At 73.0% G+C, this 26,410-nt stretch carries 22 protein-coding genes; 14 read left to right on the top strand and 8 right to left on the bottom strand.

Annotated elements, in window-relative coordinates:
- Positions 1-112: 112 nt before the first annotated feature.
- The 5 genes from ACZ5HG_RS17330 (at position 113) to ACZ5HG_RS17310 (ending at position 4,400) form a co-directional block, all read left to right on the top strand.
- The gene (locus ACZ5HG_RS17330; protein ID WP_464178622.1) at positions 113-904 is read left to right on the top strand and encodes a TetR/AcrR family transcriptional regulator; all 792 of its coding nucleotides are present in this window, start codon (positions 113-115) and stop codon (positions 902-904) included.
- Positions 901-3,063, top strand: coding sequence for an acyl-CoA dehydrogenase family protein (locus tag ACZ5HG_RS17325; protein WP_464178619.1), 2,163 nt, complete (start codon positions 901-903; stop codon positions 3,061-3,063). Before ACZ5HG_RS17330 ends, ACZ5HG_RS17325 begins: the two co-directional genes overlap by 4 nt.
- Positions 3,064-3,098: 35 nt before the next feature.
- Positions 3,099-3,248 (top strand): hypothetical protein, encoded by a 150-nt coding sequence (locus ACZ5HG_RS17320; protein WP_464178617.1) that lies wholly within the window; start codon positions 3,099-3,101, stop codon positions 3,246-3,248.
- A gap of 81 nt (positions 3,249-3,329) precedes the next feature.
- Positions 3,330-3,920: an RBBP9/YdeN family alpha/beta hydrolase gene (locus tag ACZ5HG_RS17315; RefSeq protein WP_464178615.1), complete on the top strand. Its 591-nt coding sequence runs from the start codon at positions 3,330-3,332 to the stop codon at positions 3,918-3,920.
- A gap of 27 nt (positions 3,921-3,947) precedes the next feature.
- Positions 3,948-4,400 (top strand): hypothetical protein, encoded by a 453-nt coding sequence (locus ACZ5HG_RS17310; RefSeq protein ID WP_464178613.1) that lies wholly within the window; start codon positions 3,948-3,950, stop codon positions 4,398-4,400.
- Between the two features lie 12 nt (positions 4,401-4,412).
- Here the strand turns inward: ACZ5HG_RS17310 and ACZ5HG_RS17305 are convergent, their stop codons facing one another.
- The 7 genes from ACZ5HG_RS17305 to ACZ5HG_RS17275 form a co-directional block, all read right to left on the bottom strand.
- A complete protein-coding gene (locus tag ACZ5HG_RS17305) occupies positions 4,413-5,057 on the bottom strand; it encodes a hypothetical protein (RefSeq protein WP_464178611.1) in 645 nt (214 codons plus the stop codon).
- A 39-nt stretch (positions 5,058-5,096) separates the two neighbouring features.
- Positions 5,097-5,858 (bottom strand): ABC transporter ATP-binding protein, encoded by a 762-nt coding sequence (locus ACZ5HG_RS17300; protein WP_464178609.1) that lies wholly within the window; start codon positions 5,856-5,858, stop codon positions 5,097-5,099.
- Positions 5,855-6,730, bottom strand: a complete 876-nt coding sequence (locus ACZ5HG_RS17295; RefSeq protein WP_464178607.1) for an ATP-binding cassette domain-containing protein — start codon at positions 6,728-6,730, stop codon at positions 5,855-5,857. Before ACZ5HG_RS17295 ends, ACZ5HG_RS17300 begins: the two co-directional genes overlap by 4 nt.
- Entirely contained in the window at positions 6,727-7,605 is an 879-nt protein-coding gene (locus ACZ5HG_RS17290) for an ABC transporter permease (RefSeq protein ID WP_464178605.1), read from the bottom strand. Before ACZ5HG_RS17290 ends, ACZ5HG_RS17295 begins: the two co-directional genes overlap by 4 nt.
- A complete protein-coding gene (locus ACZ5HG_RS17285) occupies positions 7,602-8,561 on the bottom strand; it encodes an ABC transporter permease (RefSeq protein ID WP_464178603.1) in 960 nt (319 codons plus the stop codon). Before ACZ5HG_RS17285 ends, ACZ5HG_RS17290 begins: the two co-directional genes overlap by 4 nt.
- 5 nt (positions 8,562-8,566) lie before the next feature.
- Positions 8,567-10,090, bottom strand: a complete 1,524-nt coding sequence (locus ACZ5HG_RS17280; protein WP_464178601.1) for an ABC transporter substrate-binding protein — start codon at positions 10,088-10,090, stop codon at positions 8,567-8,569.
- Between the two features lie 360 nt (positions 10,091-10,450).
- Positions 10,451-11,227, bottom strand: a complete 777-nt coding sequence (locus ACZ5HG_RS17275) for a DUF2599 domain-containing protein (protein ID WP_464178599.1) — start codon at positions 11,225-11,227, stop codon at positions 10,451-10,453.
- 111 nt (positions 11,228-11,338) lie between these two features.
- Here ACZ5HG_RS17275 and purL point away from each other — a divergent pair, with 111 nt between their 5' ends.
- The 8 genes from purL to ACZ5HG_RS17235 all read left to right on the top strand — a co-directional run bounded on the left by purL (position 11,339) and on the right by ACZ5HG_RS17235 (position 25,015).
- A complete protein-coding gene (gene purL / locus ACZ5HG_RS17270; protein WP_464178596.1) occupies positions 11,339-13,753 on the top strand; it encodes a phosphoribosylformylglycinamidine synthase subunit PurL in 2,415 nt (804 codons plus the stop codon).
- Between the two features lie 160 nt (positions 13,754-13,913).
- Complete coding sequence (gene gdhA / locus ACZ5HG_RS17265) at positions 13,914-15,251, top strand: NADP-specific glutamate dehydrogenase (RefSeq protein WP_464178594.1); 1,338 nt, start codon at positions 13,914-13,916, stop codon at positions 15,249-15,251.
- Positions 15,252-15,312: 61 nt separating this feature from the next.
- Positions 15,313-16,698, top strand: a complete 1,386-nt coding sequence (locus ACZ5HG_RS17260; RefSeq protein WP_464178592.1) for a glycoside hydrolase family 6 protein — start codon at positions 15,313-15,315, stop codon at positions 16,696-16,698.
- A 91-nt stretch (positions 16,699-16,789) separates the two neighbouring features.
- A complete protein-coding gene (locus ACZ5HG_RS17255) occupies positions 16,790-17,164 on the top strand; it encodes a sterol carrier family protein (RefSeq protein ID WP_464178590.1) in 375 nt (124 codons plus the stop codon).
- Positions 17,165-17,271: 107 nt separating this feature from the next.
- Entirely contained in the window at positions 17,272-24,102 is a 6,831-nt protein-coding gene (locus ACZ5HG_RS17250) for an RHS repeat-associated core domain-containing protein (RefSeq protein ID WP_464178588.1), read from the top strand.
- Positions 24,095-24,571, top strand: a complete 477-nt coding sequence (locus ACZ5HG_RS17245; RefSeq protein ID WP_464178586.1) for a hypothetical protein — start codon at positions 24,095-24,097, stop codon at positions 24,569-24,571. Before ACZ5HG_RS17250 ends, ACZ5HG_RS17245 begins: the two co-directional genes overlap by 8 nt.
- A 40-nt stretch (positions 24,572-24,611) precedes the next feature.
- On the top strand, positions 24,612-24,800 hold the full coding sequence (locus ACZ5HG_RS17240) for a hypothetical protein (protein WP_464178584.1): 189 nt from the start codon (positions 24,612-24,614) through the stop codon (positions 24,798-24,800).
- Complete coding sequence (locus ACZ5HG_RS17235) at positions 24,785-25,015, top strand: hypothetical protein (RefSeq protein ID WP_464178582.1); 231 nt, start codon at positions 24,785-24,787, stop codon at positions 25,013-25,015. The genes ACZ5HG_RS17240 and ACZ5HG_RS17235 overlap by 16 nt, the downstream gene beginning before the upstream one ends.
- Positions 25,016-25,031: 16 nt before the next feature.
- Here the strand turns inward: ACZ5HG_RS17235 and ACZ5HG_RS17230 are convergent, their stop codons facing one another.
- Entirely contained in the window at positions 25,032-25,670 is a 639-nt protein-coding gene (locus tag ACZ5HG_RS17230; RefSeq protein ID WP_464178580.1) for an IMPACT family protein, read from the bottom strand.
- A 170-nt stretch (positions 25,671-25,840) separates the two neighbouring features.
- Here ACZ5HG_RS17230 and ACZ5HG_RS17225 point away from each other — a divergent pair, with 170 nt between their 5' ends.
- On the top strand, positions 25,841-26,311 hold the full coding sequence (locus tag ACZ5HG_RS17225) for a histidine kinase (RefSeq protein WP_464178578.1): 471 nt from the start codon (positions 25,841-25,843) through the stop codon (positions 26,309-26,311).
- Positions 26,312-26,410 lie beyond the last annotated feature (99 nt).

Below are 26,410 nucleotides of genomic sequence, written 5' to 3'. Positions count from 1 at the left end.
TCCGCATCGTCGTCGATGGGTGATCGGCTGTTGATCGTTCGGCGGATCGATCTGGGACCAAAGCCCCTTGATCCGATGTCCGAAACTCACAGTACCTGATACCGTCGGTTCTGTGAGCCCGATCACACGGGGTCCGTCGACGGCGACGGACGTGCCCTTCGCGGCGGCCGACGACGGCCCGGCGGATCAGGTCGTCATGCCTGTCGAGGACGGGCGCTCGACCCGGTGGGACGACCACCGCGAGGCCCGGCGCGCCGAGCTGGTGCAGGTGGCCCGTCGGTTGGTGCACCACGTCGGCCCGGACGTCTCCATGGACGACATCGCCGCCGCCGGCGGCACCTCCAAGTCGATCGTCTACCGGTACTTCACCGACAAGCAGGGGCTCCAGGTCGCGGTCGCCGAGGCCGTCGTCGCCGACATCCGGGACGCGCTCGCGGACGCCGCCGACGCCGCCGCCACCCCGCGCGAGGCGCTGCGCCGGATGGTCTCCACCTACCTGGCGATGATCGACTCCTCGCCGCACGTCTACACCTTCGTCACCCGCGACGGCTCGGTGGCGCACCTGGTCGGGTCGATCACCGGGCTGCTCGCCGACCCATTCGCCCGCGAGGTCGCCGATCCCGGCGCCGAGGCCGTGGCGCGCGCCCAGGTGTGGGCCGCCGGCGCGGTCGGCTTCGTGCGCGGGGCGGGGGAGCGCTGGCTCGCCGACCGGGGTGACGCCGCCGAGGCCGGTCGGGAGGCGGACCGCGAGGCCGTCGCCGCGCAGATCGCCGCCTGGTTGTGGGCCGGTCCGATCGGCGTGCTCGGCCGCGAACGCTCGGCCTCGTCCACCCCGCCCGCACCCGGGCACCACCGCACGTCCCGCGTCGACGACGACGCACCGACACCAGGGGAGCAGCCATGACCGCCACCACCGATCGTCCGGACAGCCCCTCGCCCCGCCCGGCGCCGCGATCCAGCCGGCACCCGGGCGCCGCCCCGCAGCGGGTCGCCGGGCGCGGGCACCCGGCATCGCCGCAGGTCGCAGCCGCCGACGTCCGGGTGGACGTGCCCGCGCTGACCGACGCCCTGCTCGGCCGGTACGCCGACCTGCGCCGGGGCGCGCGCGGCGTCGCCGGTGATCCCCGCTTCCAGCGGATTGAGGGCCTGCCGCCCGCCGAGCACCGCACCCGTGTGCTGGAGCAGCTGCGCGCGCTGGCCGCCGAGGCCGACGTGCTGCGCGCCTTCCCCACCCGGCTCGGTGGTGCGGACGACCACGGCGGCAGCCTCGCGCGCTTCGAGGAGCTGGTCGCCGCCGACCCGTCGTTGCAGATCAAGGCCGGCGTGCAGTGGGGGCTGTTCGCCTCCGCGATCCTGCACCTCGGCACCGAGGGCCACCACGACCGCCTGCTGCCCGACGCGATGTCCGTCGCCGTGCCCGGGGCGTTCGCCATGACCGAGACCGGCCACGGCTCCGACGTCGCCAGCGTCGCCACCACCGCCACCTACGACCCGGCCACCGAGGAGTTCGTGATCCACACGCCGTACCGGGCGGCGTGGAAGGACTACCTGGGCAACGCCGGCGAGCACGCCACCGCCGCGGTGGTCTTCGCCCAGCTGATCAGCCAGGGGCCCGCCGACCCCGACCCGGTGAACCACGGCGTGCACGCCTTCTACGTGCTGGTCCGCGACCCGGCCACCGGCGAGTTCCTGCCCGGCGTCGGCGGCGAGGACGACGGCCTCAAGGGCGGCCTGAACGGCATCGACAACGGGCGGCTCTGGTTCGACCACGTGCGCGTCCCGCGCGCCGACCTGCTGAACCGCTACGGCGACGTCGCCGCCGACGGCACCTACACCTCGCCGATCGCCAGCCCCGGCCGCCGGTTCTTCACCATGCTCGGCACCCTCGTGCAGGGCCGGGTGTCGCTGGACGGCGCCGCCGTCAACGCCGCCCGGATCGGCCTGGCCATCGCGGTCACCTACGGCAACCAGCGCCGCCAGTTCACCGCCGCCTCGCCCACCGAGGAGGTCGTGCTGCTCGACTACGGCGAGCACCGGCGCCGGCTGCTGCCCCTGCTCGCCGAGACCTACGCCGCCGGCTTCGCGCACGAGCACCTGCTCAGCGCCTTCGACGACGTCTTCTCCGGGCGCACCGACACCCCCGAGGCCCGCGAGGAGCTCGAGACCCTGGCCGCCGCGCTCAAGCCGACGTCCACCTGGCACGCGCTCACCACGCTCCAGACCGCCCGCGAGGCCTGCGGCGGCGCCGGCTTCCTCACCGCCAACCGGCTCACCTCCCTGCGCGCCGACCTCGACGTCTACGTGACCTTCGAGGGCGACAACACCGTGCTCTACCAGCTCGTCGGCAAGCGGCTGCTCACCCGCTACGGCCAGTCCGTCGGCGGCGACCCCGCCGTGATCGCCCGCCTGGTCGCCGGCCGCGCCGCGGACGCCGCACTGCACCGCATGCCGTTGGCCCGCGCCGTGCAGACCCTGGTCGACGCCGGCGACGCCCGCCGGTCCGCCGGCCAGCTGCGCGAGACCGACACCCAGCGCTCCCTGCTCGCCGACCGGGTCTCCACCATGGTCGCCGAGCTCGCCCAGGCGCTCCGTCCCGCCCGGCGAGCCGCCCCCGAGGAGGCCGCCGCGCTCTTCGACGCCCACCAGCACGAGCTGATCGAGGCCGCCCGCGCGCACGCCGAGCTGCTCCAGTGGGAGGCCTTCACCCGCGGCCTGGACACCGTCACCGACCCCGGCACCCGCCAGGTGCTCACCTGGCTCCGCGACCTGTTCGGGCTGACCCTGGTCGAGCGGCATCTCGCCTGGTACCTGGTCAACGGCCGGCTGTCCGCCGGGCGCGCCCGCACCGTCACCTCGTACATCGAGCGCCTGCTGACCCGGCTGCGCCCGCACGCGCAGGACCTCGTCGACGCCTTCGGCCACGGGCCCGAGCACCTGCGTGCCGAGATCGCCTCCGGCGCGGAGGCCGCCCGGCAGGACGAGGCGCGCGAGCACCGGCGGGCGGACCGGGCGTCGGGGCGTGAGGCGGTGCCGGAGAAGAAGCCGGGGCGGTCCGATAGGTGACGCCGACGGTGCTATTGATAGGTAGCATTGATGGCATGTCCCGATCTCGCGACCAGATTCTCGACCAGGCGGATGACTTCGCCGACCGCTTCGAGTCCTACGAACCCACGGAGGCGGACCTCGCAACGGTCGCTCCGACGACGACGGCGGCCCGGCAGCGGTACGGGGCTCGCGTCGCGCACTGACCTCCCGGTCAGGCACGGCACGTCCGCTCGCCGGCTGGGACGTCCTGGCGTCCGCCCTCGTCAGGGGTCCAGGATCGTCCCATGACCTCGCCTGTCATCGGTTCCCGCGTCGTCGTCCTGCACGGCTACCAGGCGTCCCCGGACGCGCACTGGTTCGACTGGCTGGCGGCCGACCTGGCCCGTGACGGCGTGCCGGTGCACGTACCCGCGCTGCCGTCGCCGCACGGGCCGGTGCTCGCCCACTGGGTCGCCGCGGCGCGCGCCGCGATCGGCACGCCGGACGAGCGCACGGTGGTGGTGGGGCACAGCCTCGGCTGCATCACCGCCCTGCACGCCCTCTCGGTGACCCCGGGGGACTGGCGGCTGGGCGGGCTGGTGCTGGCCGCCGGCTTCGACGCGGAGCCGCGTGCCGTCCCCGAGGTCGCGGAGTTCACCGTCACCTCCCCGGACCACGCCCGGGTGGTCGCCGCGACCGCGCACCGGCACGTGATCGGCTCCGACGACGACCCCGTGGTGGAGCCCGCGCTGACCCGTGCGCTCGCCGTACGGCTGGACGCGACCTTCGACGAGGTCCCCGGCGGCGGGCACCTGCTCGGCAGGGACGGCTTCACCACCCTGCCGGTGCTGCGCGACCGGGTGCGCGCCGCGCTGGGGCTGCCCGTCGCTCGCTGACCCCTCGCGCAGGGCAGGATCGTCCCCATGACCACTGCTCTGGAGCGCGTGCACGCCCGGGTCGGGGACGTCGGCGCCGACGGCGCCCCGCTGCCGCTGCTGACCCTGGCCGAGTTCTTCGACGGGAACGACGAGCCGGGATCGATCCTGGGCAATGTCGTGCTGAGCGACGCCGGCGAGGACGAGGACGACGCCCCGACCCCGCAGCAGGTCCGGGCGGTGCTGACCGCGATCGCCGAGCGTCCCGAGGTGGCCGACGTGCGCGTGGTGGTGACCGAGGCGGACGACCCGGACTGGTGGCCGTTCGCGGACCGCGTGCTGGTGGTGACCTCGGCCGACCCGGAGGCGGTGCGCGGCTGGTTCCCCGCGGACTACGCGCCGGACGAGGTGTTCCCGCACGCCGACGAGGTCAGCCCCCGACCGGTCGAGCCGTACGAGGTCCCAGCGGGTCACGCGGCCGTGGTCTGCTGGTGGGACTGACCCGCGCCCGCGTCAGGAGGAGGACGCCATCACGGCCACGAGGGCGTCCGCGACCTCCTGCGGTGTCAGAGCGGCGAACTCCTCCTCGCTGAGCGAGTTGATCTCGTAGCTGACGATCGCATCGGCCTGCTCGTCGTGGTAGATCGCCTGGTACATGCCCTGCGGGTTCGTCGGGTACCACCGGGTGAGCACCAGCAGGTCGAGCTGCCCGGACGTGACCTCCTCGACCGTGTTGTCCTGCACGCCCGTGCTCCGCTGGCTGCGGAACTGCTCGACGGTCTGCTCGGCGTCCGCCGGGGAGGCCGCCCGCAGCAGCTGCAGGTGGCCCGAGTACGAGTCGCGCTTCCAGATGTTGCAGATGTAGCGGTACCCGTCCGGGTCGTCGCCGTAGCCGCCCCAGCCGGTGTCGGTCGGCTCGGCCCCACCCCCGAGCAGGTCGGGTGTCTCGTCGCCGAGCAGGCACTCGCCGCGGGACAGCACGGGGACGTCCCCGCCGTAGCCGCTCGACGAGGGCCAGCCCTCCTGCGTCGCGGTGAGCCAGGTCTCCGGGATCCCGGTGACGTCCGCCGGGTCGCCACCACCGGTGGGGGAGCACGAGGTGAGGAGCACGGTCAGGCCGGCGGTGATGAGGGCTGTCGCCCTGGTGGCAGCTCGCATGGCCGCCAGCCTAGGGGCCCGCTGTGCGTCGGGCGCGTCCTACGCCTCCGGCAGGCGCGGGACCGCGCTGAGCAGGCGGCGCGTGTAGGGGTCGGCCGGGGCGCCGAGCACGCGATCGGTCGGCCCCTGCTCGACCACCCGGCCGTGGTGCAGCACGACGGTGTCCGCGCAGAGCTGCCCGACGATGCCGATGTCGTGGCTGACCAGCACCAGCGTCAGCCCCTGCTCGACGGACAGGGTGCGCAGCAGCTCGACCACCTGCGCGCGCACGGACACGTCGAGGGCGGACACCGGCTCGTCGGCGACCAGCACGGACGGTGACGGTGCCAGCGCCCGGGCGATGGCGATCCGCTGCCGCTGACCGCCGGAGAACTGCGCGGGGTAGCGGCCGGCCATGTCGGGGTCGAGGCCGACGGCGGCCAGCACCTCGGTGACGCGGGCGCGGTGGTCGCCGGGCACCCGCAGCGAGCGCAGCGGCTCGCCGACGATCGCGCCGACGCGCATCCGGGGGTCGAGGGAGGAGCGCGGGTCCTGGAACACGATCTGCACGTCGGAGCGCAGCCGGCGCAGCAGCGCGCGGTCCCGGCGGTCGAGCGGCTGGTCGCGGTAGGTGACCGTGCCGGTGGTGGGGGAGTCGAGGCCGAGCAGCAGGCGCAGCAGCGTCGACTTGCCGGAGCCGGACTCGCCGACGATGCCGAGGCTGCGGCCCGCCTCGACGCGCAGGTCCACGCCGTCGAGCGCGCGGGTGGCGCCGAAGGTCCGGGTGACGCCGTCGAGGGCGAGGATCGCGGGGCCGGTCACCGGGCACCTCCGGCAGGGTCGGTGGGATCGGTCGCCCCGTCGGTGGCACCGGGGGTGGTCACGGCGCGCGCGGCCGCCACGAGCTCGCGGGTGTACGCGGCCTCGCCACCGGCCAGCGCGTCGGCGACGGTGGTGCTCTCGACCACCCGGCCGTCCCGCATGACGACCAGGTCGCGGGCCACCCGCGCGATCACGGGCAGGTCGTGCGACACCAGCACCAGCGCGACGCCGGTGCGGTCCACCAGGTCGTCCAGCAGGTCCAGAACCTCGGCCTGCACGGTGACGTCGAGGGCGGTGGTGGGCTCGTCGGCCAGCAGCACCCGGGGCTCGCAGGCGAGCGCCATGGCGAGGGCGACGCGCTGGCGCTGCCCGCCGGACAGCTGCCACGGGTAGGAGCCCAGGATCCGCTCGGTGTCGTCCAGCCGGACCAGCCGGGCGAGCCGGGCGGTCTCCTCGCGGGCCGCCGACCCGCGCAGCCCGCGGTGCAGGCGCAGCGGACCGGCGATCTGCCGGCCGACGGTCATCAGCGGGTCGAGGGCGGTCAGCGGCTCCTGGAACACCATGGCGATCTCGGCGCCGCGCACCCGGTCGAGCCGGCGCCCGCGCAGGGTGAGCAGGTCGGTGCCGTCCAGCAGCACCTGCCCGGTCGCGCGCATGCCCTCGGGCAGCAGGCCGAGCACGGCAGCGGCGGTCAGCGACTTGCCGGAGCCGGACTCGCCGACCACGCCGAGCCGCCCGCCGGGCGCGAGCGACCAGGACACCCCGTCGAGCAGGGTGCGGCCGGTCGAGGTGGTGACAGTGAGGTCGCGGACCTCGAGGAGGGGCGCGGTCGTCGTCCCGGCGGCGGTGCGGGCCGTCTCGGGTGAGTTCATCGGTCGCCTCGCAGGTTCGGGTCGGTGCGCTCGCGGATGCCGTCGCCGAGCAGGTTGAGCCCGAGCACGGCGATCACGATCGCGACGCCGGGCAGGATCGCGCCCCACGGCTGGACGAGCATCGTGGACTGCGCCTCGTGCAGCAGACGGCCCCAGGAGGCGTTGGGCGGCGGGGCGCCGAGCCCCAGGTAGGACAGCGAGGCCTCGGCGAGCACCGCGCCGCCGCCGAGCAGCATCAGCTGGACCAGCAGGGTCGGTGCGACGTTCGGCACCACGTGCCGGGTGATCGTGCCCCACCAGCCGGTGCCGGAGGCGTGCCCGGCGGTGACGTAGTCCTCGCGCAGCACCCGGGCGACGTTGACCCGGGTCACCCGGGCGATCACGGCGGAGCCGGAGATCCCGATCGCCCAGATCGCCGAGGACAGCGACGCCCCGCGCACGGTGACGATCAGCATGGCCAGCAGCAGGGTCGGGAAGGCGATCAGCAGGTCGACGGCGGACAGCAGCGTGACGTCGACCCAGCGCCGGGTGGCGCCGGCGAGCACCCCGATCACCACGCCGAGGATCCCGGCGACCAGCATCGAGGCCACCGCGACGACCACCGCGTTGCCGGCGCCGGTCATCAGCTGGCTGAGCAGGTCGCGGCCGAGGCGGTCGGTGCCGCCCCAGTGCGCGGCGCTCGGTCCGGCCAGCCGGTCGCCGGTGCCGGTGTCGTCCAGCGCGTAGGGGGTCCAGACCAGCGACACCAGGCCGACCAGCACGACGATGCCGACCAGCACCGCGCCGACCACCAGCGAAGGCGGCAGCCCGCCCCGCCGACGCCGCCCCGGCGCGACCGGGGGCGCCTCCGCCAGATCCAGCGCACCGGCGCTCATGCGGTCACCTCCGTCCGCAGCCGCAGCCGCGGGTCGATCACCCGCTGCAACCCGTCCACCAGCGCGTTCGTCACCAGGACGACCGCGGTGAGCAGCAGCACCAGCGCCTGCACCACCGGCAGGTCGCGGGACTTCACCGAGTCGAGCAGCAGCGTGCCCAGGCCGGGCAGCGCGAAGACGTTCTCGATCACCACGGCGCCGAGCAGCGAGGTCGCGAGCTCGATGCCGAGGATCGACACCACGGGCACGGCGGCGTTGCGCAGGCCGTGCCGGGCCAGGGCGTGCCAGCGGCCGTAGCCGAGGGCGCGCGCGGTGCGCAGGTGGTCCTGGCCGAGCACGTCGAGGGTGGCGGAGCGGATGTACCGCACCATCACCGCCGACATCGCCACCGCGACGGTCACCACCGGCAGCACCAGTGAGCGGACCGCGGCGGCCGGGTCGTCCCAGCCGGTCCGCGGGAACCCGCCCGCCGGCAGCACCTTCGCCTGGAGCGCGAACACCAGCACCAGCAGCACGCCGACCCAGAACACCGGGACGGCCACGCCGAGCTGGGACACCGCCGAGACGGCCACGCCGACCGGCCCGCGGCGGTGCACGGCGGCGATCACGCCGAGCGGCACCGACACCAGCACGGCCAGCACGAAGGCGGCCAGGCTGAGCGGCACCGTGATCGGCAGCTTCTGCGTGATGAGGTCCGCCACGGGGAGCCTCGACACGAACGACGTGCCGAGGTCCCCGTGGAGGAGCGCGGTCACCCACTGCACGTACTGGGTCACGACCGGCTGGTCGGTCCCCAGCTCGCTGCGGAGCTGGTCGAGCTGGTCCGTGGTGGTGCCCACGCCGAGCGTCGCGCCCGCGGCGTCGCCCGGCAGCAGCCGGAGGACGACGAAGACGACGATGCTCGCGAGCACCAGCGAGACCAGCAGCGAGCCGATCCGCAGCAGCAGGTGACGCACGGTTCTCAGGACTCCCGGACGATGTCGGCGACGTAGAAGGACTCGGTCACCTGGTCCACCGGGAAGCCGGTGATGCCCGCGCGGGCGACGCGGATCTGCGGGTCGAGGTACAGCCAGGCGGAGGCCGCCTCCTCGCCGATCGTCTCGTTGACCTGGGTCAGCAGGTCGACCTGCTCGGCCTCGGTGGTCGCCTCGTCGGCCTGCGTGACCCACTCCTGCACCTGGGCGTTGTCGTAGCCCCAGTAGAAGTCCGGGTTGGCGTACCAGAGCACGTCGCGCGGGTTCACGTGGCCCATGAGCGTGGTCTGGAAGTCGTGGTCCGTGTAGACCTTCTGGTACCAGGTGGCGTCGTCGATCGGGTTCGGGGTGAGCGTCACGCCGACCGCCGCGAGGTTCTTGGTGAGCAGCGCGAGGATCGCCTCGGTGGTGTCGTCCGGGATGTAGTCGACCGAGATCGTCAGGTCGGTCACGCCGGCCTCGGCGAGCAGCGCCTCGGCGGCGTCGGGGTCGTAGGCGTGCACGTCGGCCTGGTCGACGAACCACGGGTCCGTCGGCGGGACCATCGAGCCGATCACCTGGCCGTAGCCGTCCCACACCGCCGAGAGGATCGCCTCGCGGTCGATCGCCTTGTACAGCGCCTGGCGCACGCGGACGTCGGAGAACGGCGCCTCACGATCGTTGAACGCCCAGATCTGCTTGGTGGTCGAGGTGCCCTCGGAGATCGTGAAGTCCGGGTTGTCCTGGAACTGCACGAGCTGGTCCGGGGAGTCCTCGGCGATCACCAGGTCCAGGTCGCCGGTGAGCAGCGCGTTGTTCAGCGCGGTGGTGTCCTGGAAGAACCGGAACGTCACGCCGGCGTTCTTGGCGGGCTCGCCCCAGTAGTCGTCGAACTTCTCGATCGTCAGGTGGTCGCCCTGCACCCACTCGACGAACCGGTAGGGGCCGGTGCCGTTGTCGGTGGTGAGCTCGGTGTCGCCGTCCTTCACGATCGTCACCGAGGCCAGGTAGAACGTCAGGCCCTGCGAGCGGCGGGACAGGTCGAGCTCGACGGTGGCGTCGTCCACGGCGGTGGCCTGCTGGATCACCAGCAGGTCGCTCTTGCGGGCGCTCTTCGACTCCGGCGCGATGGCCTGGCTGATGCTCCACACCACGTCGTCCGCGGTCAGCGGCGTGCCGTCGTGGAACACCACGTCCGGCTGGAGGTGGAACGTGTAGGTCAGGCCGTCCTCGGACACGTCCCAGGACTCGGCCAGCGTCGGGATGACCGAGCCGTCGACGTCCACCGAGGTCAGGCCCTCGAAGACGTTGCGGGTCATGGTCTGCGAGACGCCGGAGGAGCCGCCGACGTTGCGGACCAGGCCGGTGGGCTCGTTGGTGGAGCCGATCACGATCTCGGCGGAGGCGTCGGCGGTGCCGGTGGAGCCGTCGGCGGTGCTCGAGCCGGAGCCGGAGCCGCAGGCGGCGAGGGCCAGGGCGGCGACGACGGCCAGGGCTGCGCCGAGGGAGGCGCGGGAGCGGCGGGATCTCACGGGAGGTGTCCTTCCGGGGGAGGGGTGGAGCAGGGGGCACGGACGGTCGCGGACGCACCGTCGGCAGGGCGCGACGGCGGCGTGGGTGCGACGGGGTGCACGTGGGCCCGGGTGCGGGCGGGACGTGCGGGGTGCAGTCGGTCAGAGCGTGGGGCGTCGGCTCAGGTGCTGCTTGGCCGTGCGGGGCACGGCGGGAGTCAGGACCGGGACGCGAGGCGCCGGAGGGCGACCAGGCTCAGCGACAACAGCACGCGGCGGCCGACAGGGGTCGACAGTCGCGGGTGCGGGCACGGAGGGTGGTCTGGCGCATGATGTTGAAGACTGTATCAGTGGCTGTCCGACCCGCGGACGTGCCGTCCGTCACGCGGACGGGTTGCAGCGCGCCGACAGCGTCGCGAGCAGGCCGACGTCCGGCCGCCACGGCTCCAGGTTCCAGGTGTCCTTGTCCGGGGCGCCGATCGTGTGGCACGTGAGCTGGTCGTGCACCGCCTGCGTCGCGGCGTCCGGGGCGATCGCGGTGAGCTGCACCCACAGCCCCTCGTCCACCGCCAGGCCGCCGGACCGCGCCCAGGTGCTCGGCTCGACCATCAGGCTCAGCCCGCCCTCGTCGCCCCGCTCGGCCCAGGTCGCGTCGCGCACCGCCACCGTGGCCAGGGTGACCGCCGCCGACGCCCCGGTCTGCCCCGTCCACTCGATCGACCCGTCGGCCTGCACCGCCGCGGCCGGGGCGGTGACGTTCGCGGTGCGCACGGTGGTGATCCCGGCGGCGAACACCCCGTCCCGGCGCAGCACCACGGAGCCGTCCGCCAGCGCCGTGGCCGTGGTCCCGGCGGGCGGGGTGATCGTGAGCGCGGTGCCGTCGGCGCCGACGGTGACGTCCAGGGTGGTGGCGCCGTCCTCGTCGGCGGTCGGCGTGGGCACGGGTGCGCCGGCGGGGACGGACCAGGTGACGGTGAGGTCGCCGACGGTCAACGGCTGGGCGGCGACCGGGGCGGGGGTGCCCGGGGCAGCGGTCGTGGTCGCGGCGGTGGGCGTGGGTGCCGGCGCAGGATCGGGCCCGAGGATCCCGCAGCCCGCCACGAGCACGACGACGCCCGCCGCCAGCACTCCTCGACCACCCGTCCGCACGTCGCCCACGGCCCCGAGGATAGGAGGCGCCCCGCGCACGAGTAGCCTGGTCCCCGTCCTCCGACGCCCGTCCTCTGCCCGGTCGCGCCACGCCACCGGGCCACCAGCCCGAGGGAATCGATGACCAGCGCCACCGCCTCGCAGCACCCTGCCGAGCCCACCCCCGCCGGTCACGTGGCCGACACCGTGGAGCACGCCGCCAGCACCCCCGACCTCGAGCAGCCGTTCGCGGAGCTCGGTCTCAAGCCGGACGAGTACCAGCGGATCCGGGACATCCTCGGCCGCCGGCCCACCGCCGCCGAGCTCGCCATGTACTCGGTGATGTGGTCCGAGCACTGCTCGTACAAGTCGTCCAAGGTGCACCTGAAGAAGTTCGGCGAGCGCGTCACGCCGGAGATGAACGAGCACCTGCTGGTCGGGATCGGCGAGAACGCCGGCGTGGTGGACATCGGTGACGGCTGGGCGGTGACCTTCAAGGTCGAGTCGCACAACCACCCGTCCTACGTGGAGCCGTACCAGGGCGCCGCGACCGGCGTCGGCGGGATCGTCCGTGACATCATCTCGATGGGCGCCCGCCCGGTGGCCGTGATGGACCAGCTGCGCTTCGGCGCGGTCGACAACCCGGACACCGCCCGCGTCGTGCACGGCGTGGTGGCCGGCGTCGGCGGCTACGGCAACAGCCTCGGCCTGCCGAACATCGGCGGCGAGCTCGTCTTCGACGCCTCCTACCAGGGCAACCCGCTGGTCAACGCGCTCTGCCTCGGTGTGCTGCGGCACGAGGACATCCACCTGGCCAACGCCTCGGGCGTCGGCAACAAGGTCGTGCTCTTCGGTGCTCGCACCGGCGGCGACGGCATCGGCGGGGCCTCGATCCTCGCCTCGGAGACCTTCGACGACACCAAGCCGTCCAAGCGGCCCAGCGTGCAGGTCGGCGACCCCTTCATGGAGAAGGTGCTGATCGAGTGCTGCCTGGAGCTCTACGCCGCCCGCGTGGTGGAGGGCATCCAGGACCTCGGCGCCGCCGGCATCTCCTGCGCGACCAGCGAGCTCGCCTCGAACGGCGACGGCGGCATGCACGTCGACCTGGAGGCCGTGCTGCTGCGCGACCCCACCCTGACCGCCGGCGAGATCCTCATGTCGGAGTCGCAGGAGCGGATGATGGCGGTCGTCACGCCGGAGAAGCTCGACGCCTTCCTCGCGATCACCAGCAAGTGGGACGTCGAGACCGCGGTGATCGGCGAGGTGACCGGCACCGGCCGCCTGACGATCGACCACCACGGCCACCGGATCGTGGACGTCGACCCGAAGACCGTCGCGCACGAGGGCCCGGTCTACGACCGCCCGTACTCGCGGCCGGAGTGGCAGGACGGACTGGTCGCCGACTCGCTGAGCACCCCGGAGGGCGCGAGCCGCTACGCCCGCCCCGGCACCCCGGCGGAGATCCGCGCCGCCGTGCTCGCCCTGCTCGCGTCGCCGAACCTCGCCTCGAAGGCGTGGGTGACCGACCAGTACGACCGCTTCGTGCAGGGCAACACCGCCCTCGCGCAGCCGGACGACTCCGGCGTGATCCGGGTGGACGAGCAGACCGGCCTCGGCGTGGCCCTGGCCACCGACGCCAACGGCCGCTACACCAAGCTGGACCCGTACACCGGCGCCCAGCTCGCGCTCGCCGAGGCGTACCGGAACGTGGCCGCCACCGGCGCCCGCCCGCTCGCCGTCACCGACTGCCTGAACTTCGGCAGCCCGGAGGACCCGGCCTCCATGTGGCAGCTGGTGCAGGCGATCGAGGGGCTGGCCGACGGCTGCCGCACCCTGTCGGTGCCGGTCACCGGCGGCAACGTCTCGCTGTACAACGGCACCGGCGAGCCCGGCAAGATCGACTCGGCGATCCACCCGACCCCGGTGGTCGGCGTGCTCGGCGTGATCGACGACGTCGCCGAGGCGACGCCCTCCGGCTGGACCACCGCGGGCCAGACGGTCTACCTGCTCGGCACCACCCGCCCGGAGCTGGACGGCTCCGCGTGGGCGGACGTCGTGCACGCGCACCTCGGCGGCACCCCGCCGCAGGTCGACCTGGCCGCCGAGCGCCGGCTGGCGGAGGTGCTGGTCAAGGCGTCCCGCGACGACCTGGTCGACGCCGCGCACGACCTGTCCGAGGGCGGCCTGGCGCAGGCGCTGGTCGAGTCCAGCCTGCGCTACGGCGTCGGCGTGCAGGTCGACCTGGCCGCCCTGTGCGCCCGGGACGGCGTGACCGAGTTCGAGGCGCTGTTCTCCGAGTCCACCGCCCGCGCGCTGGTCGCGGTGCCGCGCAGCGAGGCCGTGCGCTTCGCGGACCTGTGCACCGCGCAGGGCGTCCCGGCGCTGGCGATCGGCCAGACCGCGGAGACCTGCGCCCCCGGCGCCGGCGCCCCCACCGCCGACCTGCCGGACGACCACGTGCACGCCCCGGCGGTCGAGGTCGCCGGGCTGTTCACGCTGTCGCTGGCCGAGGCCCGCCTCGCGCACGAGAGCACGCTGCCGGGCATCTTCGGCTGATCGCGCACCGACGGGCGGGGACCACCACGGTCCCCGCCCGTCGTCGTTCCCGGAGAAATCTGTCGGTCGACCGACCGATTCCTGGACAGCGCGCGGGCGGGCGCCGATCCGTGCCTAGGGTGGCGGGCGACCTGCCCACCGTTGATCAGGGAGCCCGATCGTGCACCACCTGCTCGTCCCCGTCGTCGACGACGTCCTGCGGCGCAACCCCGGTGAGACCGAGTTCCACCAGGCCGTGCACGAGGTGGTCGCCTCGCTCGGCCCGGTGATGGACGCCCACCCGGAGTACGCCGAGGCGGCCGTGCTCGAGCGGCTGTGCGAGCCGGAGCGGCAGATCATCTTCCGTGTGCCGTGGGTGGACGACGCCGGGCGCACGCACGTGAACCGGGGCTTCCGGGTGGAGTACTCCAGCGTGCTCGGCCCCTACAAGGGCGGCCTGCGGTTCCACCCCTCGGTGTACCTGGGGATCGTCAAGTTCCTCGGCTTCGAGCAGATCTTCAAGAACGCGCTGACCGGCCTGCCGATCGGCGGCGGCAAGGGCGGCGCCGACTTCGACCCGCGCGGGCGCTCCGACGCCGAGGTCATGCGGTTCTGCCAGTCGTTCATGACCGAGCTGGCCCGGCACATCGGCGAGCACACCGACGTCCCCGCCGGCGACATCGGCGTCGGCGGCCGGGAGATCGGCTACCTGTTCGGGCAGTACAAGCGGATCACCAACCGCTACGAGTCCGGCGCGCTCACCGGCAAGGGGATCGGCTGGGGCGGGTCGCTGGTGCGCACCGAGGCCACCGGCTACGGCACGGTGCTGTTCGCCCAGGAGATGTTGCGCACCCGGGGGCGCTCGATGGAGGGGCTGCGCGTCGTGGTCTCCGGCGCGGGCAACGTCGCGATCCACGCCGTCGAGAAGGCCCAGCAGCTCGGCGCCCACGTGGTCGCCTGCTCCGACTCGCGCGGTGCCGTCGTGGACGAGAAGGGGCTCGACCTCGACCTGCTCAAGCAGGTGAGGCTGACCGAGCGCCTGCCGGTCGAGGCCTACGCCGAGCGGCGGGGCAGCGCCCGGTACGCCACCGGCGCGCGGGTGTGGGACGTGCCCGCCGAGGTCGCCCTGCCCTGCGCCACCCAGAACGAGCTCGACGGGGACGACGCCCGCGCCCTGGTGGCGAACGGCGTGGTCGCGGTCGCCGAGGGCGCCAACATGCCCACCACCCCCGAGGCGGTGCAGGTGCTGCGCTCCGGCGGGGTGCTGTTCGGCCCCGGCAAGGCGGCGAACGCGGGCGGCGTGGCGACCTCCGCGCTGGAGATGCAGCAGAACGCCTCGCGCGACGCGTGGACCTTCGAGCACACCGAGCAGCGGCTGGCCGAGATCATGCGCGGCATCCACGACCGCTGCGCCTCGACCGCCGCCGAGTACGGCGCCGAGGGCGACTACGTGGTGGGCGCCAACATCGCCGGGTTCACCCGGGTGGCTGACGCGATGCTCGCGCTCGGGGTGATCTGATGGCCGCAGCCCTACCCTGTGCGCGAGCGGGGGCGCGGGCCCGCCGCCGGGAGAGGACCTGATGAACCGCGAACGGCGGGCCTCGCTCACCCTGGTGGGCACCCTGTTCGGCGCCATGCTCCTGATCACGGCGGTGCTGTGGCTGGTGCTCGGCCGGGGCTCCGACGGCGCCGACCGGGCCGCGCCCACGGCGTCCCCGAGCCCGACCGCGTCGGCCGCCGTGACCGGGGACCTCGACCCGCTCGTCGCGTGCACCGCGGACTTCACCGTCACCGGCGAGTGGCCGCAGGGCTTCGGCGCCCAGCTCGTCGTCACCAGCACAGCCGGCACGGGTGAGCACTGGCAGATCACCTTCGACCTGTCCGAGGGCGCCCACGTGACCGAGCTGTGGCCGGTGACCCTGCTGCACGACGGCGCCGACGGGGCCCCGGTGCAGGTCACCGCGCCCGACTGGGACCTCGACCTCGCGGCCAGCGAGTCCGTGACCATCGGCTTCAACGGCGCGCGCGGCGACGCCACCCCGCAGGTCGACGCGGTGACCCTGGACGGCGACGTCTGCGGCGAGCCCGTCGAGGCGCCGGTGGCCGCCCCCGTCGCTCCGGGCGACGGCGACGGCACGTTCTACGTCGACACCACCGGCCAGGCCGTCGACGCGGCGGCGAGCGCCACCGGGGAGGACCGGATCGCCGCGCAGCGGATCGCCGGCACCGCGCAGGCGCTCTGGATCACCGGCACCGACCCCGCCGCCGCCCGCGCCCAGGCCGCCGACTACACCGCCCGTGCCGCCGCCGCCGGGCAGACCGGCGTGATCACCGTGTACGGGATCCCCGGGCGCGACTGCGGTCAGCACTCCGCCGGCGGCGCCGCGCAGGACGCCTACCTGGCCTGGGTGGGCCAGATCGCCGACGGGATCACCGGGGAGCCCTGGGTCGTGCTGGAGCCCGACGCGCTGGCCCAGCTCGGCGACTGCGACGGCCAGGGCGACCGTGCGGGGCTGCTGCGCCAGGCCGCCGCCCTGCTCGACGCCGCCGGGGCGCACGTCTACCTCGACGCCGGGCACGCCGCCTGGCTGTCCGCCGACGAGGCCGCGCGCCGGATCCAGCAGATCGGCACCGAGCACCTCGCCGGCTTCGCCCTCAACGTGTCGAACTACCGCACCACCGCCGACTCCCGCGCCTACGGCGAGCAGATCAGCGCCGCGACCGGCGGGCTCCGCTACGTGATCGACACCTCCCGCAACGGCAACGGCCCCTCCGGCAGCGAGTGGTGCAACCCGCGGGGCCGCGCCCTCGGCGACGCCCCCACCCTGGTCGCCGACGGCACCGCGCTGGACGCCCTGCTCTGGGTCAAGCGCCCCGGCGAGTCCGACGGCACCTGCAACGGCGGCCCGGCGGCCGGGACGTGGTGGCCGGAGATCGCCCGCGAGCTCGCCGCGAACGCGGGCTGAGGCCGCGCGCCCGGGTGGTGGGCCCGGGGATCGGCCTCGGCGACCCCGCCGGAGCGCACCGCGCCGCGCCTGTCAGGCGGACAATGGATCCATGCCTCCCCGTCGCCGCACCGACCCCGCCGTGGGCCGCGCCGCCGTCACCACCTGGCGCACCGCCCCCGCCGACGTCGCCGCCCGCCGCACCGCGGTCCGGTTCACCCTGGAGGAGCTCGCCGACGTCGCCCCCGGCCACACCGTCGAGGTCCGCGTCCCGCCGGACGGTGCCGTGCAGGCGATCGAGGGCCCCCGCCACACCCGCGGCACCCCGCCCAACGTCGTCGAGACCGACCCGCAGACCTGGCTCGGCCTGGTCACCGGCGGGGTCGACTGGCACGAGGCCGTCGCCGACGGGCGGGTGCGCGCCTCGGGGGAGCGGGCCGACATCTCGGCGTGGCTGCCGTTGCAGGCCACGCGGCAGCGGGGCTGAGGGCGCCTCCAGCCGGCCGGAACAGGGTCTCCAGGCCCAGAGAAGGCCGGAATCACGCACCACGCAAATCGTCGAGGGTCGTCTCGGAACTGGCCTAGCGTCGATGCATGGCCTTCTCTCAGGCGGGACACCGCAACGGTGCAGGTTTCTCTCAGGCGCGCGCGATCAGCCTTCTCCTCGCGCTGCTGCTGGCTGTGGTCATGGTGCCGCTCGGCGGACCCGTGCCCGAAGCCGCTGCCGCTGCTCCTATCGCCGCGGGCGAGCGGCCGCTGATCCGTTCGTTCACGGCGAGCCGCGACCAGGTCACGCCGACGAACCCGAACCTCCACCTCGACGCGCGGTTCACAGCGAGCGTGGACGGACGCAGCTACTACGCGTCCGTGTACGAGGAGACGACAGGGACCCGCGTCGCGGAGTGCACCGGCACCCGATGCACGCCGCGTGTCACCGTCCCGGCGCTCGGCACCAGCAGGTTCACCGCCTACATCAGCGAGAGCGCGCCACCCGAGCAGGGCGTGCCCCATGACATCGTCGCCGTGTCGCGCTGGATCGAGGTCGCGAGCGTGCACACCGGGTTCGAGTTCCGGTCTGCCTCGACGTCACGGGAGCGGGTGTCTGCGGTCAACCCGTTCGCCTACCTCGATCTCCGGCTCGTCGAGCCGCTGCCGTCGGGGTATGTGCTGTCGGTCTTCGACACGACCGGGGTGCGGGTGTCGACCACCACCTACGGCCGGCGGGCGACTCCTCGAGTCGAGGTGCCAGCCGGGACGGCGCGGACGTTCCGGGCGTTCGTCACCGCCGGAGAGCCTGCTGACGGAACGGTGCCCGAGGACGCGCTGGCGACGTCCGCGGAGATCACCGTGCGCAACGACCTGGTCCCGGATGTCGCCTTCCGGTCGATCACCGCGTCTCGCGATCACGTCACGCCGGACAGCCCCTGGGTGCAGGTCGACGTGCGCATGGTGGAGCCGGTGAAGAGCCCCTACGTGCTCTCGCTGTTCGACGATGCCGGAAACCGGATCAGCTGGTCCGGCGGCGGCCAGTCTCTCAACCCACGCATCGACATGAGCACGGGCGGGTCGCGCACGTTCCGTGCGTACGTCACCGAAGGGACCCCGCCGGACGGGGCGATCCCGGCGGACGCGTTGGCGGTGTCCGCCCCGGTCACCGTGGACCGGGTGCACGCGGAGTTCGAGATCCGGTCGATGTCGGTGACCCGTTCGCAGGTCACGTCGAACAACCCGTTCGCGTACGTCGATGTCCGCCTCACCGAGCCAGTGGTGCGTCCGTATGTGCTCTCGGTGTTCGACGACCGGGGTGAGCGGGTCGGAAGCACCTGGGGCAGCCAACGCCTCACTCCGATGGTCAGTGTCGAGCCGGGGCAGACCCGGGTGTTCCGGGCCTACGTCACGGAGGGGATCCCCGACTCTGGAGTGCTGCCGGCCGATGCGGTGCTGGTGTCCGCGCCCGTGTCGGTGACGGGCGTCGCCCAGGGAGCGCTGACGGGTGAGCCACGCTTCGACTCCCTCTCCGTCTCCGAGCCCGTGGTGAACGCGAACGACACCCAGGCGTGGGTGTACGCGTCGCTCGACAGGGTCGGGTCCGCGCGGTACGTGGCGTTCTACGACCAGGACGGGCGGCTCGTCGCGTCCTGCGGTGGCTCGCGGTACTACTCCGTCGGACAACAGGGTTCCTGCAACGCCTCGGTGCAGGTGGCTGCTGGGCAGTCGCGGACCTTCACCGCCTACGTCACCACGTCCGCACCGCCGACGGTCGGCCCGCCGACGGCCGAGAACGTGCTCGACACCGCGGGCCCCGTCACGGTCCGAGGCGAGGGGCTCGACCCGAGGGTGTCCCTGCTCGAGCCGTTGGTGCTCTCCGAGACGGTGGTGCACGCGAACGATCCTCGCGCGGAGCTCTACATCGCCGCAGATCGGATCGGCACGTCCTACTACATCGCGGTCTACGACCAGGACCAGGCCCGGGTGGCGTGGTGCGGTGGCCCGAGGGACTGGTGGCTCACCGACTACGGCAGCTGCACGTCCTCGCTGCGTGCGGCACCGGGAGAGTCCAGGACGTTCACCGCGTACGCGACGACGACCATGCCCCCGGTGTCGGGTGCTCCCGATGCGGCCGACGTCATCGACTCGACCGACCAGGTGACGCTCCGAGGCGAGGGCTTCGACCCGCGGGTCACGTTCCTGGAGTCGATGACCGTGTCCGAGCCGGTCGTCAACGCGCCCGAGTCGCAGGCCTGGCTGTACGTGGCGGCGGACCGGCTCACCGCAGCGGACGTGGTATCGGTCTACGACGAGACGGGCGTCCGGATCGGAGAGTGCTGGAACGACTACGGTCTGGGTGGTTACCGTGATCGTGGCGACCTCCGGAAGTCCGGAGCGTGCAACGTGAGCGTCGCGGTCTCGCCGGGGGAAGCCCGGACCTACACGGCGTTCGCCACGAAGTCGCGGCAACGTGCCGACACACCTCCAGATCCGGCCGACGTGCTCGACTCGATCGGGCCCGTGACGGTGCGGGGCGACGTTCCCGACCCGCGGGTGACCTTCTTCGAGTCGATGACGGTCTCGGAGCCGGTGGTGACCCAGGACGACCCGCAGGCATGGCTGTACCTGGCGACCGACAGGCCAACGGTGCTGGACGTGGTGTCGGTCTACGACGCGGCCGGCGCCCTGGCTGGGCGGTGTGACGTCGGGCGAACCACCAGCCGCGACCGAGGTGACCTGCGTGAGCACGGACTGTGCAACATCAGCGTGCTCGTCCCGCCGGGTGAGACGCGCACCTACACCGCCTACGCGAGCAAGAGCATGCCTCCGGGTGACGATCTTCCCGGGCCGAGCGAGATCATCGACTCCATCGGCCCGGTCAGCATCTCCAACACCGGCCTGCCCACGACTCCACCGGCCTCCTCCACGCAGGGTGGATCGAACCCCTCGCAGTCGTGCGCGCAGCGGTGCCACGGTGATCCGGTCAACTCCGTGACGGGCGAGTTCTGGGAGTCGCTCACGGACCTCGCCGTCAACCCGGACACCGTCGGCCCGACGCTCGAGGCGAAGCGCTCGTACGGGTCGTCACGCGCGGCGGTGGCAGGAGCGCTCGGCTACGGCTGGCGCTTCGGATGGGAGATGAGCCTGTCCGGCCACGTCGGCGTCTCGCTCGCCGAGAGCCCGGTCCTGGGCGTGCAGCAGGAGAACGGCAGCCAGCTCGGATTCGTGCGTCAGACCGACGGCAGCTATCAGGCCGCCGACTTCGTGCTCGCTGATCTGGTCGCGACCGCCGACGGCTTCGAGCTCACGCGTCGGACGTCTGGAGAGGTGTTCGACTTCGACCTGACGGGACAGCTGATCGCCGTGCGTGACCGCAATGGGACCGCGCTCGGCCTGACCTACGACGAGCAGGACGGCCGGCTCCGTCGAGTGTCCGGGCGTGCTGGAGCGCTCGACCTCAGCTGGGACGGCAACCGTGTCGCGCGAATCGTGGACGATGCGGGGCGTGCGGTCGCCTACGGCTACTCGTCGCAGGGCGACCTCGTGCAGGTGACCGCGGCGGACGGCTCGGTGACCTCCTACGTCTACGACGCGTCGCACCGCATCGTGTCGATGACCAACGCGCTCGGCGGAATGACGAGCCAGACGTACGACGGCTACGGCAAGGTCACGAGCCAGACCGATCCGGCGGGAGGCGTGCTGACGTTCGCCTACGCGACCGGCAGTACCACGGTCACGAAGCCGGATGGTGCCGTGACCCGCGAGCTGCACCGGGACGGTCAGGTGTACCAGGAGACGACCTGGTCTCCGCGTGGCGCCACAACCTCCTACACCTACGACGCGACGAACCAGGTGGAGTCGCTCAAGGACCCCCTCGGCAACACCTGGCGGTACACGTACGACGACCGTGGCAACCGCACCTCGGAGACGGACCCGCTCGGGCAGACAAGGACCGCCGAGTACGACGCGGCGGATAACCTCGTCGCCCAGACGACCGCGGAGGGCGAGACGACGCGGTTCATCTACGACGACCGGAGCAACCTCCTCGCGGTCACCGCACCGGACGGTGCCGTGACACGGTGGACATACACCCCGGACGGTTCGATCGAGACGGTGACCGACCCCGTGGGTCACGTCACCCGTTACGGCTACGACGCCCGAGGACGCCGGGACGTCGAGCACCTGCCGGACAGCGGTCGCTCGCAGCGCTCGTTCGACGCGGCAGGCAACGTGACCGCGCTGGTCGAGCCGGCACCCGGTGGATCGGGGTCGACGTCGGTGACGACGACCTGGACCTACGACGCCGCCGGTCGCCCGACCTCGACCACCGATGCCCTCGGCGAGACCGCCACGACGACATATGACCCTGCCGGAAACCCGGTTCAGGTCGAAGCCGTGGACGGGCGCGTGACGAGCGCCGAGTACGACACCTCCGGCCGACTCGTCGCGACGATCGACCCGTCGGGAGGGACGACGCGCTACGCCTACGACGCCGGCGGACGCGTCGCATCGACGGTCGACCCGCTGGGCGGGACGACCCGGTACACCTACGACGCCACCGGTGCGCTCGCGGCCGTCGTCGACGCCGAGGGGCGCGAGACCCGGTACACCTACGACCTGGCTGGCCGCAGGACCTCCACCGTGGCCCCGTCCGGCGCGGTCACCCGGTACGGCTACGACGCCGCCGGCCGGCAGACGTCGGTCGTCGATCCGCTCGGCAAGGTCGCATCCACCCGCTACGACGCGAACGGACGACCGGTGGGCGTCACGGACGCCGACGGTCGATCGGTCACCACGTCCTACGACGCCGCGGGCCGGGTCGTCGAAGTCCAGCGAGGCGACGGCACCTCCCTCGGGTGGGCGTACGACGCCGCGGGTCGTCAGACCTCCTACACGGACGCGGCCGGCGCTGTCACCGCCTACGAGTACGACGGTGCGGGCCAGGTGGTCGCGAGAACGGATCCCGCGGGGACGGTGACTCGATTCGGTCACGACCTCGCAGGTGGCCTCACGCAGGTCGAGCACCCGGACGGTGCGGTGACGGCGTACCGGTACGACGCCGTGGCCCGTGTGACCCTCGTCGACCACCCGACCGGGACGGCCGACGTCGCCTACACCTATGACGCGGCCGGCCGCCGCACCTCGTTGTCGGACGGGTCTGGGAGAACCACCTACACCTACGACGAGGCGGGCCGTCCGGCCTCGACCACGACGCCCGCGGGCAAGGTCAGTCGCTCGTGGGACCTCGCGGGGCGCCTCACCGGGCTCACCTATCCGGACGGAAGCGTCGTCACCCGCGAGTACGACGCGACCGGACTGCTCACCTCGGTCACGGACAGCGACGGAGGTGTCTACGGCTTCACCTGGACCGCCGACGGCGATCTGGACACGACCTCGTACCCGAACGGCGTCACCACCGACACGGCCTACGACGGCGCCGGGCGGATCGCGGCGATGTCGACGACGGGCCAGTCGGGTGCTGAGCTGCTCGACCTCGCGTACGACTACACCGATGCCGGCCTGCTGTCCTCGGCGACGACAGAGCGCGCAGCAGGGATCGCACCCACGACCTCGGAGTACACCTGGGACCAGGTGTCCCGCGTCGACTCGGTGTCCGGCACGGGTGCGGGCGACGTCGGCTTCACCGCGGGTGGCGACGTCGCGACGCTCCCGGACGGGACCGCACTCGCCTACGACGTGGCGGGTCGGCCGAGCCGCAGCACCGCCGACGACGGGAGCGTGATGGACTTCGGCTATGACGCCCGGGGCAACCGGGTGTCCGAGTCCAGCAGTTCCGGGTCACGCACCTTCGTGTTCGACGGCGCCGATCGGCTCAGCGCTCTGCGTGATGCCGGCGGTACGTGGAGCTACACCTACGACGGTGACGGCCTGCGGACCTCGGCCAGGCTCGTCGGGTCGGACGGGTCCTCGGCGGAACAGACCTTCGTCTGGGACACCGCCAGGTCGGTGCCGACGCTGCTCGCCGACGGCGCGCATCGCTACGTCTACGGTGTCGGCTCGGCACCGCTCTCGCAGCGAGACGACGACGGCACGGTGCACTACCTGCACGGCGACGCGTTGGGGTCCGTGCGATCGGTGACCGATGCGATCGGGACGGTCGTGGCAGGGTCGGACTACTCGGTGTACGGGTCGCCGACGGAGGTCGCGGGGCTCGTCCCCGTGCTGGAGGTCACCGCCTTCGGCTTCGCGGGGGAGTACACCGACCCGACCGGTCTGGTGTACCTGCGTGCGCGGTACTACGACCCGGCGACGGCGCAGTTCGTGTCGGTCGACCCGCTGCGTGACGGGACGTTGCTGCTGTACGGGTACACCGCAGGGAATCCGTTGCAGTTCGTCGACCCGCTGGGGCTGGACTGGTTGCAGGACTCCAGCGACTGGTTGGCAGGTTTCGGAGACACCGTCACGTTCGGCGGGACGAAGGCGATCCGTGACCTGATCAACTACGAGATGGGTTTTGACGACGCAGTGGACTACGACAGCACCATGTACGGAGGTGGGTCCGTTGGTGGAGCGTTTGCCTCCCTTATCACGTTGCCTTACGGGACGACGGTGGGAGGGAAGATATCGATCATTGCGCCTGATCTGTACCACGCCTATCGGGGTAGCGCTGGTGTCGGCCGGGCGTATAGTGCCGCGGTCACTGCCGGAGCGGCAAACGGTGCTTACCGAGACTTCGCCGCAGGTGACGTGGCAAGTGGGATAGCCAGCGTGACGGGAGTTATCCCGGGTGCGGGTCAGCTCGCCAGTTGGGCCGGCCGGACGTCGGCCGTGCGGGCGGCGGCGGGAAGTGCGATCACGCGTACCGGCACATGGTGGAGCAAAGCGGGCCGGTGGTCGAACCGGGGCGAAATCGGGCTTTCGTTCGCGGGGCCGGCGTTCATTTTCGTGGCAGCGTCGGTTGGCTGCGATGACTGAGCGACGAGGTCGCACGGTTCGCTGGCTCTACGTCGTCGTCGCCGCGGCGGGCTGGTGGGTGCAGGGTATCCAGCCGGTTGGAGAGTCGAGGTGGGAGCTCGCCTGTCGGCTGTACGACCGTGCCTACGGCACCCCGCCAGACATGTCCGCACGCAACGGGAACTCGTCGGTGCTCTCCTTTGCGGGCGTCCTTGCCGCGATGGTCCTCGGTCTCGGAGGCATGGTGATCGCCGGTCTCACGCACCAGCGATGGCTTCTGGAGTTGTCACATGTCGTGTCGATCGTCTGCCTGTCGTGGGCTGCTGTCGCGGGAACGCGGGCGATGTTCGAGGAGCGGGATCGCCGCCGGTGGGAACGTGCGGGAAGACCGGTCGACTGGGTGGCGTCGAAGTTCGTCGTCCCGGGTGATCGCGACCTGGTCTACTGGGCACTCCTCTCGGGCGTCGTGCTCGTTCTCCTGAACGGATGACCGACGTGTCGGATGAGCTGTCGCCGGCAGGTGCGGGTGGGTGCGGGTGACCGTGGTGATGGGTCTTGCCGGATGGTTCGCCCTGGCGGTGGAGCTTGAATGCCGGAAGATCAGGAGGCTGTGGTGGGTGGGTGCAGCGATCGCGCTGATCGGTGGCCTCGCCGGGCTGATCCTCGGTGCCGAGCTGCCCGCCGCGGACTCGGCCTGCTCGTGGTGCTCATCACCCTGACAGCCCTGATCCGGTATCTGCGGCCGGAGGACCTCGAGGTCCCGTCTTCGCGCACGACACCGGATCCGTCGCTTGAGGGCGCACCCCGGCACAGTGCTGCGGGGATGAGCCCCGCCCGGAAGCGGAGTCTCGAGATCCACGCCTGCACCTTGCTGGCCTCGGCGCTCCTCGTGATCGACTTCATCGTGCGCGCCGTTCTGGGCAGTGGAGCCTGATGCCGCGGCGCGATCCCTACCTCGCCAGCACCACCACGTCGCCGCGCACCCCGGCCAGCCGCCCCGCGCTCGCCTCGGCCAGCACGGCGTCCAGGGCGTCCAGCCCCGACGGCGGCACCAGCAGCGTGACCCGCGCCTCGGCGGCGTAGGCGACGTCCTGCACCACGGCGTCGTGGCCCACGCACCACTCGCGCAGCACGCCCTGCACCCGGCCGGCATCGGTGTGCGGCACGTCGACGGTGACGGTGACCGCGGCGGTGCGCCGGACCAGGGTCGCGCGGTCGAGCACCTCGGAGGTGGCGGAGGAGTAGGCGCGCACCAGGCCGCCCGCGCCGAGCTTCACACCGCCGAAGTACCGGGTGACCACGACGACCAGGTCGGTCAGCGCGCGGCGGCGCAGCACCTCGAGCATGGGGATGCCGGCGGTGCCGGAGGGCTCGCCGTCGTCGGAGGAGCGCTGCTGGTCGGCGTGGGTGCCGACGACCAGCGCGACGCAGTGGTGGCGGGCGTCCCAGTGCTCCTTGCGGACCGCGGCGATCACGGCGTCCGCCTCGGCGACGGTGCTCACGGGCACGGCCCGCGCGAGGAACCGGGACTTCTTCTCCACCAGCTCGTGCTCGACGGCCGCGGCGATCGTGGACGGATACGTCTCCACCCCACCAGCACCCACCCCCGCACCCTACCCATCCCCCACCTGCCCACCCCCCGCAGCCTCCAGACCCCCACGAGGTCGGTGGTTCCGCACCAGGTCGGTGGTTCTGCACCGCGTGTTCGCGCAGGAACCACCGACCTCGTCGCGCGGCGGGGACCGCTTAGGATCTGCGGGTGGCCGAGGGGACGAGGGACGAGGACGTGACCGGCGAGGTGCCCGGCGCCGACGAGTCGGCGGTCGACGCCCCGCCGGCGCCGACGCAGCCGGACGAGCCCGCGGAGCCCGACGCGCTGCCCTCCGAGGACGAGATCGCCGCCACCGCGCAGGACGCCTACGTGCGCCGCGCCCCGAAGATCGGCGCGTTCCTCACGGTCGGTGCGCTGATCGGTGCGCTGGTCGGCCTGGTGGCGGCGCTGGTCGCGGGCCCGGGCAGCCCGATCCGCCCGGACGGCTCGGCGTTCATCAGCGTGCTCGACGGGCAGGGGTCGGTGCGGCTGCTCATGGCCCTGACCGGCGCGGCGGTCGGCGCGCTGGTCGGCGGCGGGCTCGCGGCACGGGCGGACCGGCGCAGCGTGCGCGGGCGCCCGCAGCAGCCGACGGCCCCGCGACCCGCGCGATCGGGCAGGCGTCGCCCGCGCGGCTGACCCCGCAGCACCCCCGGTCGGCGCCCACCCACCGGACGCCCCGCCCACGCACCGGACGACCGCCCGTCCACCGGGTGACCCGGCTCGGCGCTCGCAGTC

This window comes from Cellulomonas sp. GTC20042 (assembly GCF_055389595.1).
Note: the sequence above shows the minus strand (reverse complement) of the source record. Positions and strands in the feature narration are given on the sequence as shown.

Excerpts from the sequence above, each read along its gene's own strand:
- ACZ5HG_RS17305 (WP_464178611.1), bottom strand. The coding sequence starts at position 5,057 with ATGCGAGCTGCCACCAGGGCGACAGCCCTCATCACCGCCGGCCTGACC.
- ACZ5HG_RS17315 (WP_464178615.1), top strand. The coding sequence starts at position 3,330 with ATGACCTCGCCTGTCATCGGTTCCCGCGTCGTCGTCCTGCACGGCTAC.
- ACZ5HG_RS17250 (WP_464178588.1), top strand. The coding sequence starts at position 17,272 with ATGGCCTTCTCTCAGGCGGGACACCGCAACGGTGCAGGTTTCTCTCAG.
- ACZ5HG_RS17320 (WP_464178617.1), top strand. The coding sequence starts at position 3,099 with ATGTCCCGATCTCGCGACCAGATTCTCGACCAGGCGGATGACTTCGCC.
- ACZ5HG_RS17260 (WP_464178592.1), top strand. The coding sequence starts at position 15,313 with ATGAACCGCGAACGGCGGGCCTCGCTCACCCTGGTGGGCACCCTGTTC.
- ACZ5HG_RS17245 (WP_464178586.1), top strand. The coding sequence starts at position 24,095 with ATGACTGAGCGACGAGGTCGCACGGTTCGCTGGCTCTACGTCGTCGTC.
- ACZ5HG_RS17290 (WP_464178605.1), bottom strand. The coding sequence starts at position 7,605 with ATGAGCGCCGGTGCGCTGGATCTGGCGGAGGCGCCCCCGGTCGCGCCG.
- ACZ5HG_RS17255 (WP_464178590.1), top strand. The coding sequence starts at position 16,790 with ATGCCTCCCCGTCGCCGCACCGACCCCGCCGTGGGCCGCGCCGCCGTC.
- ACZ5HG_RS17310 (WP_464178613.1), top strand. The coding sequence starts at position 3,948 with ATGACCACTGCTCTGGAGCGCGTGCACGCCCGGGTCGGGGACGTCGGC.
- purL (WP_464178596.1), top strand. The coding sequence starts at position 11,339 with ATGACCAGCGCCACCGCCTCGCAGCACCCTGCCGAGCCCACCCCCGCC.
- ACZ5HG_RS17325 (WP_464178619.1), top strand. The coding sequence starts at position 901 with ATGACCGCCACCACCGATCGTCCGGACAGCCCCTCGCCCCGCCCGGCG.
- ACZ5HG_RS17295 (WP_464178607.1), bottom strand. The coding sequence starts at position 6,730 with ATGAACTCACCCGAGACGGCCCGCACCGCCGCCGGGACGACGACCGCG.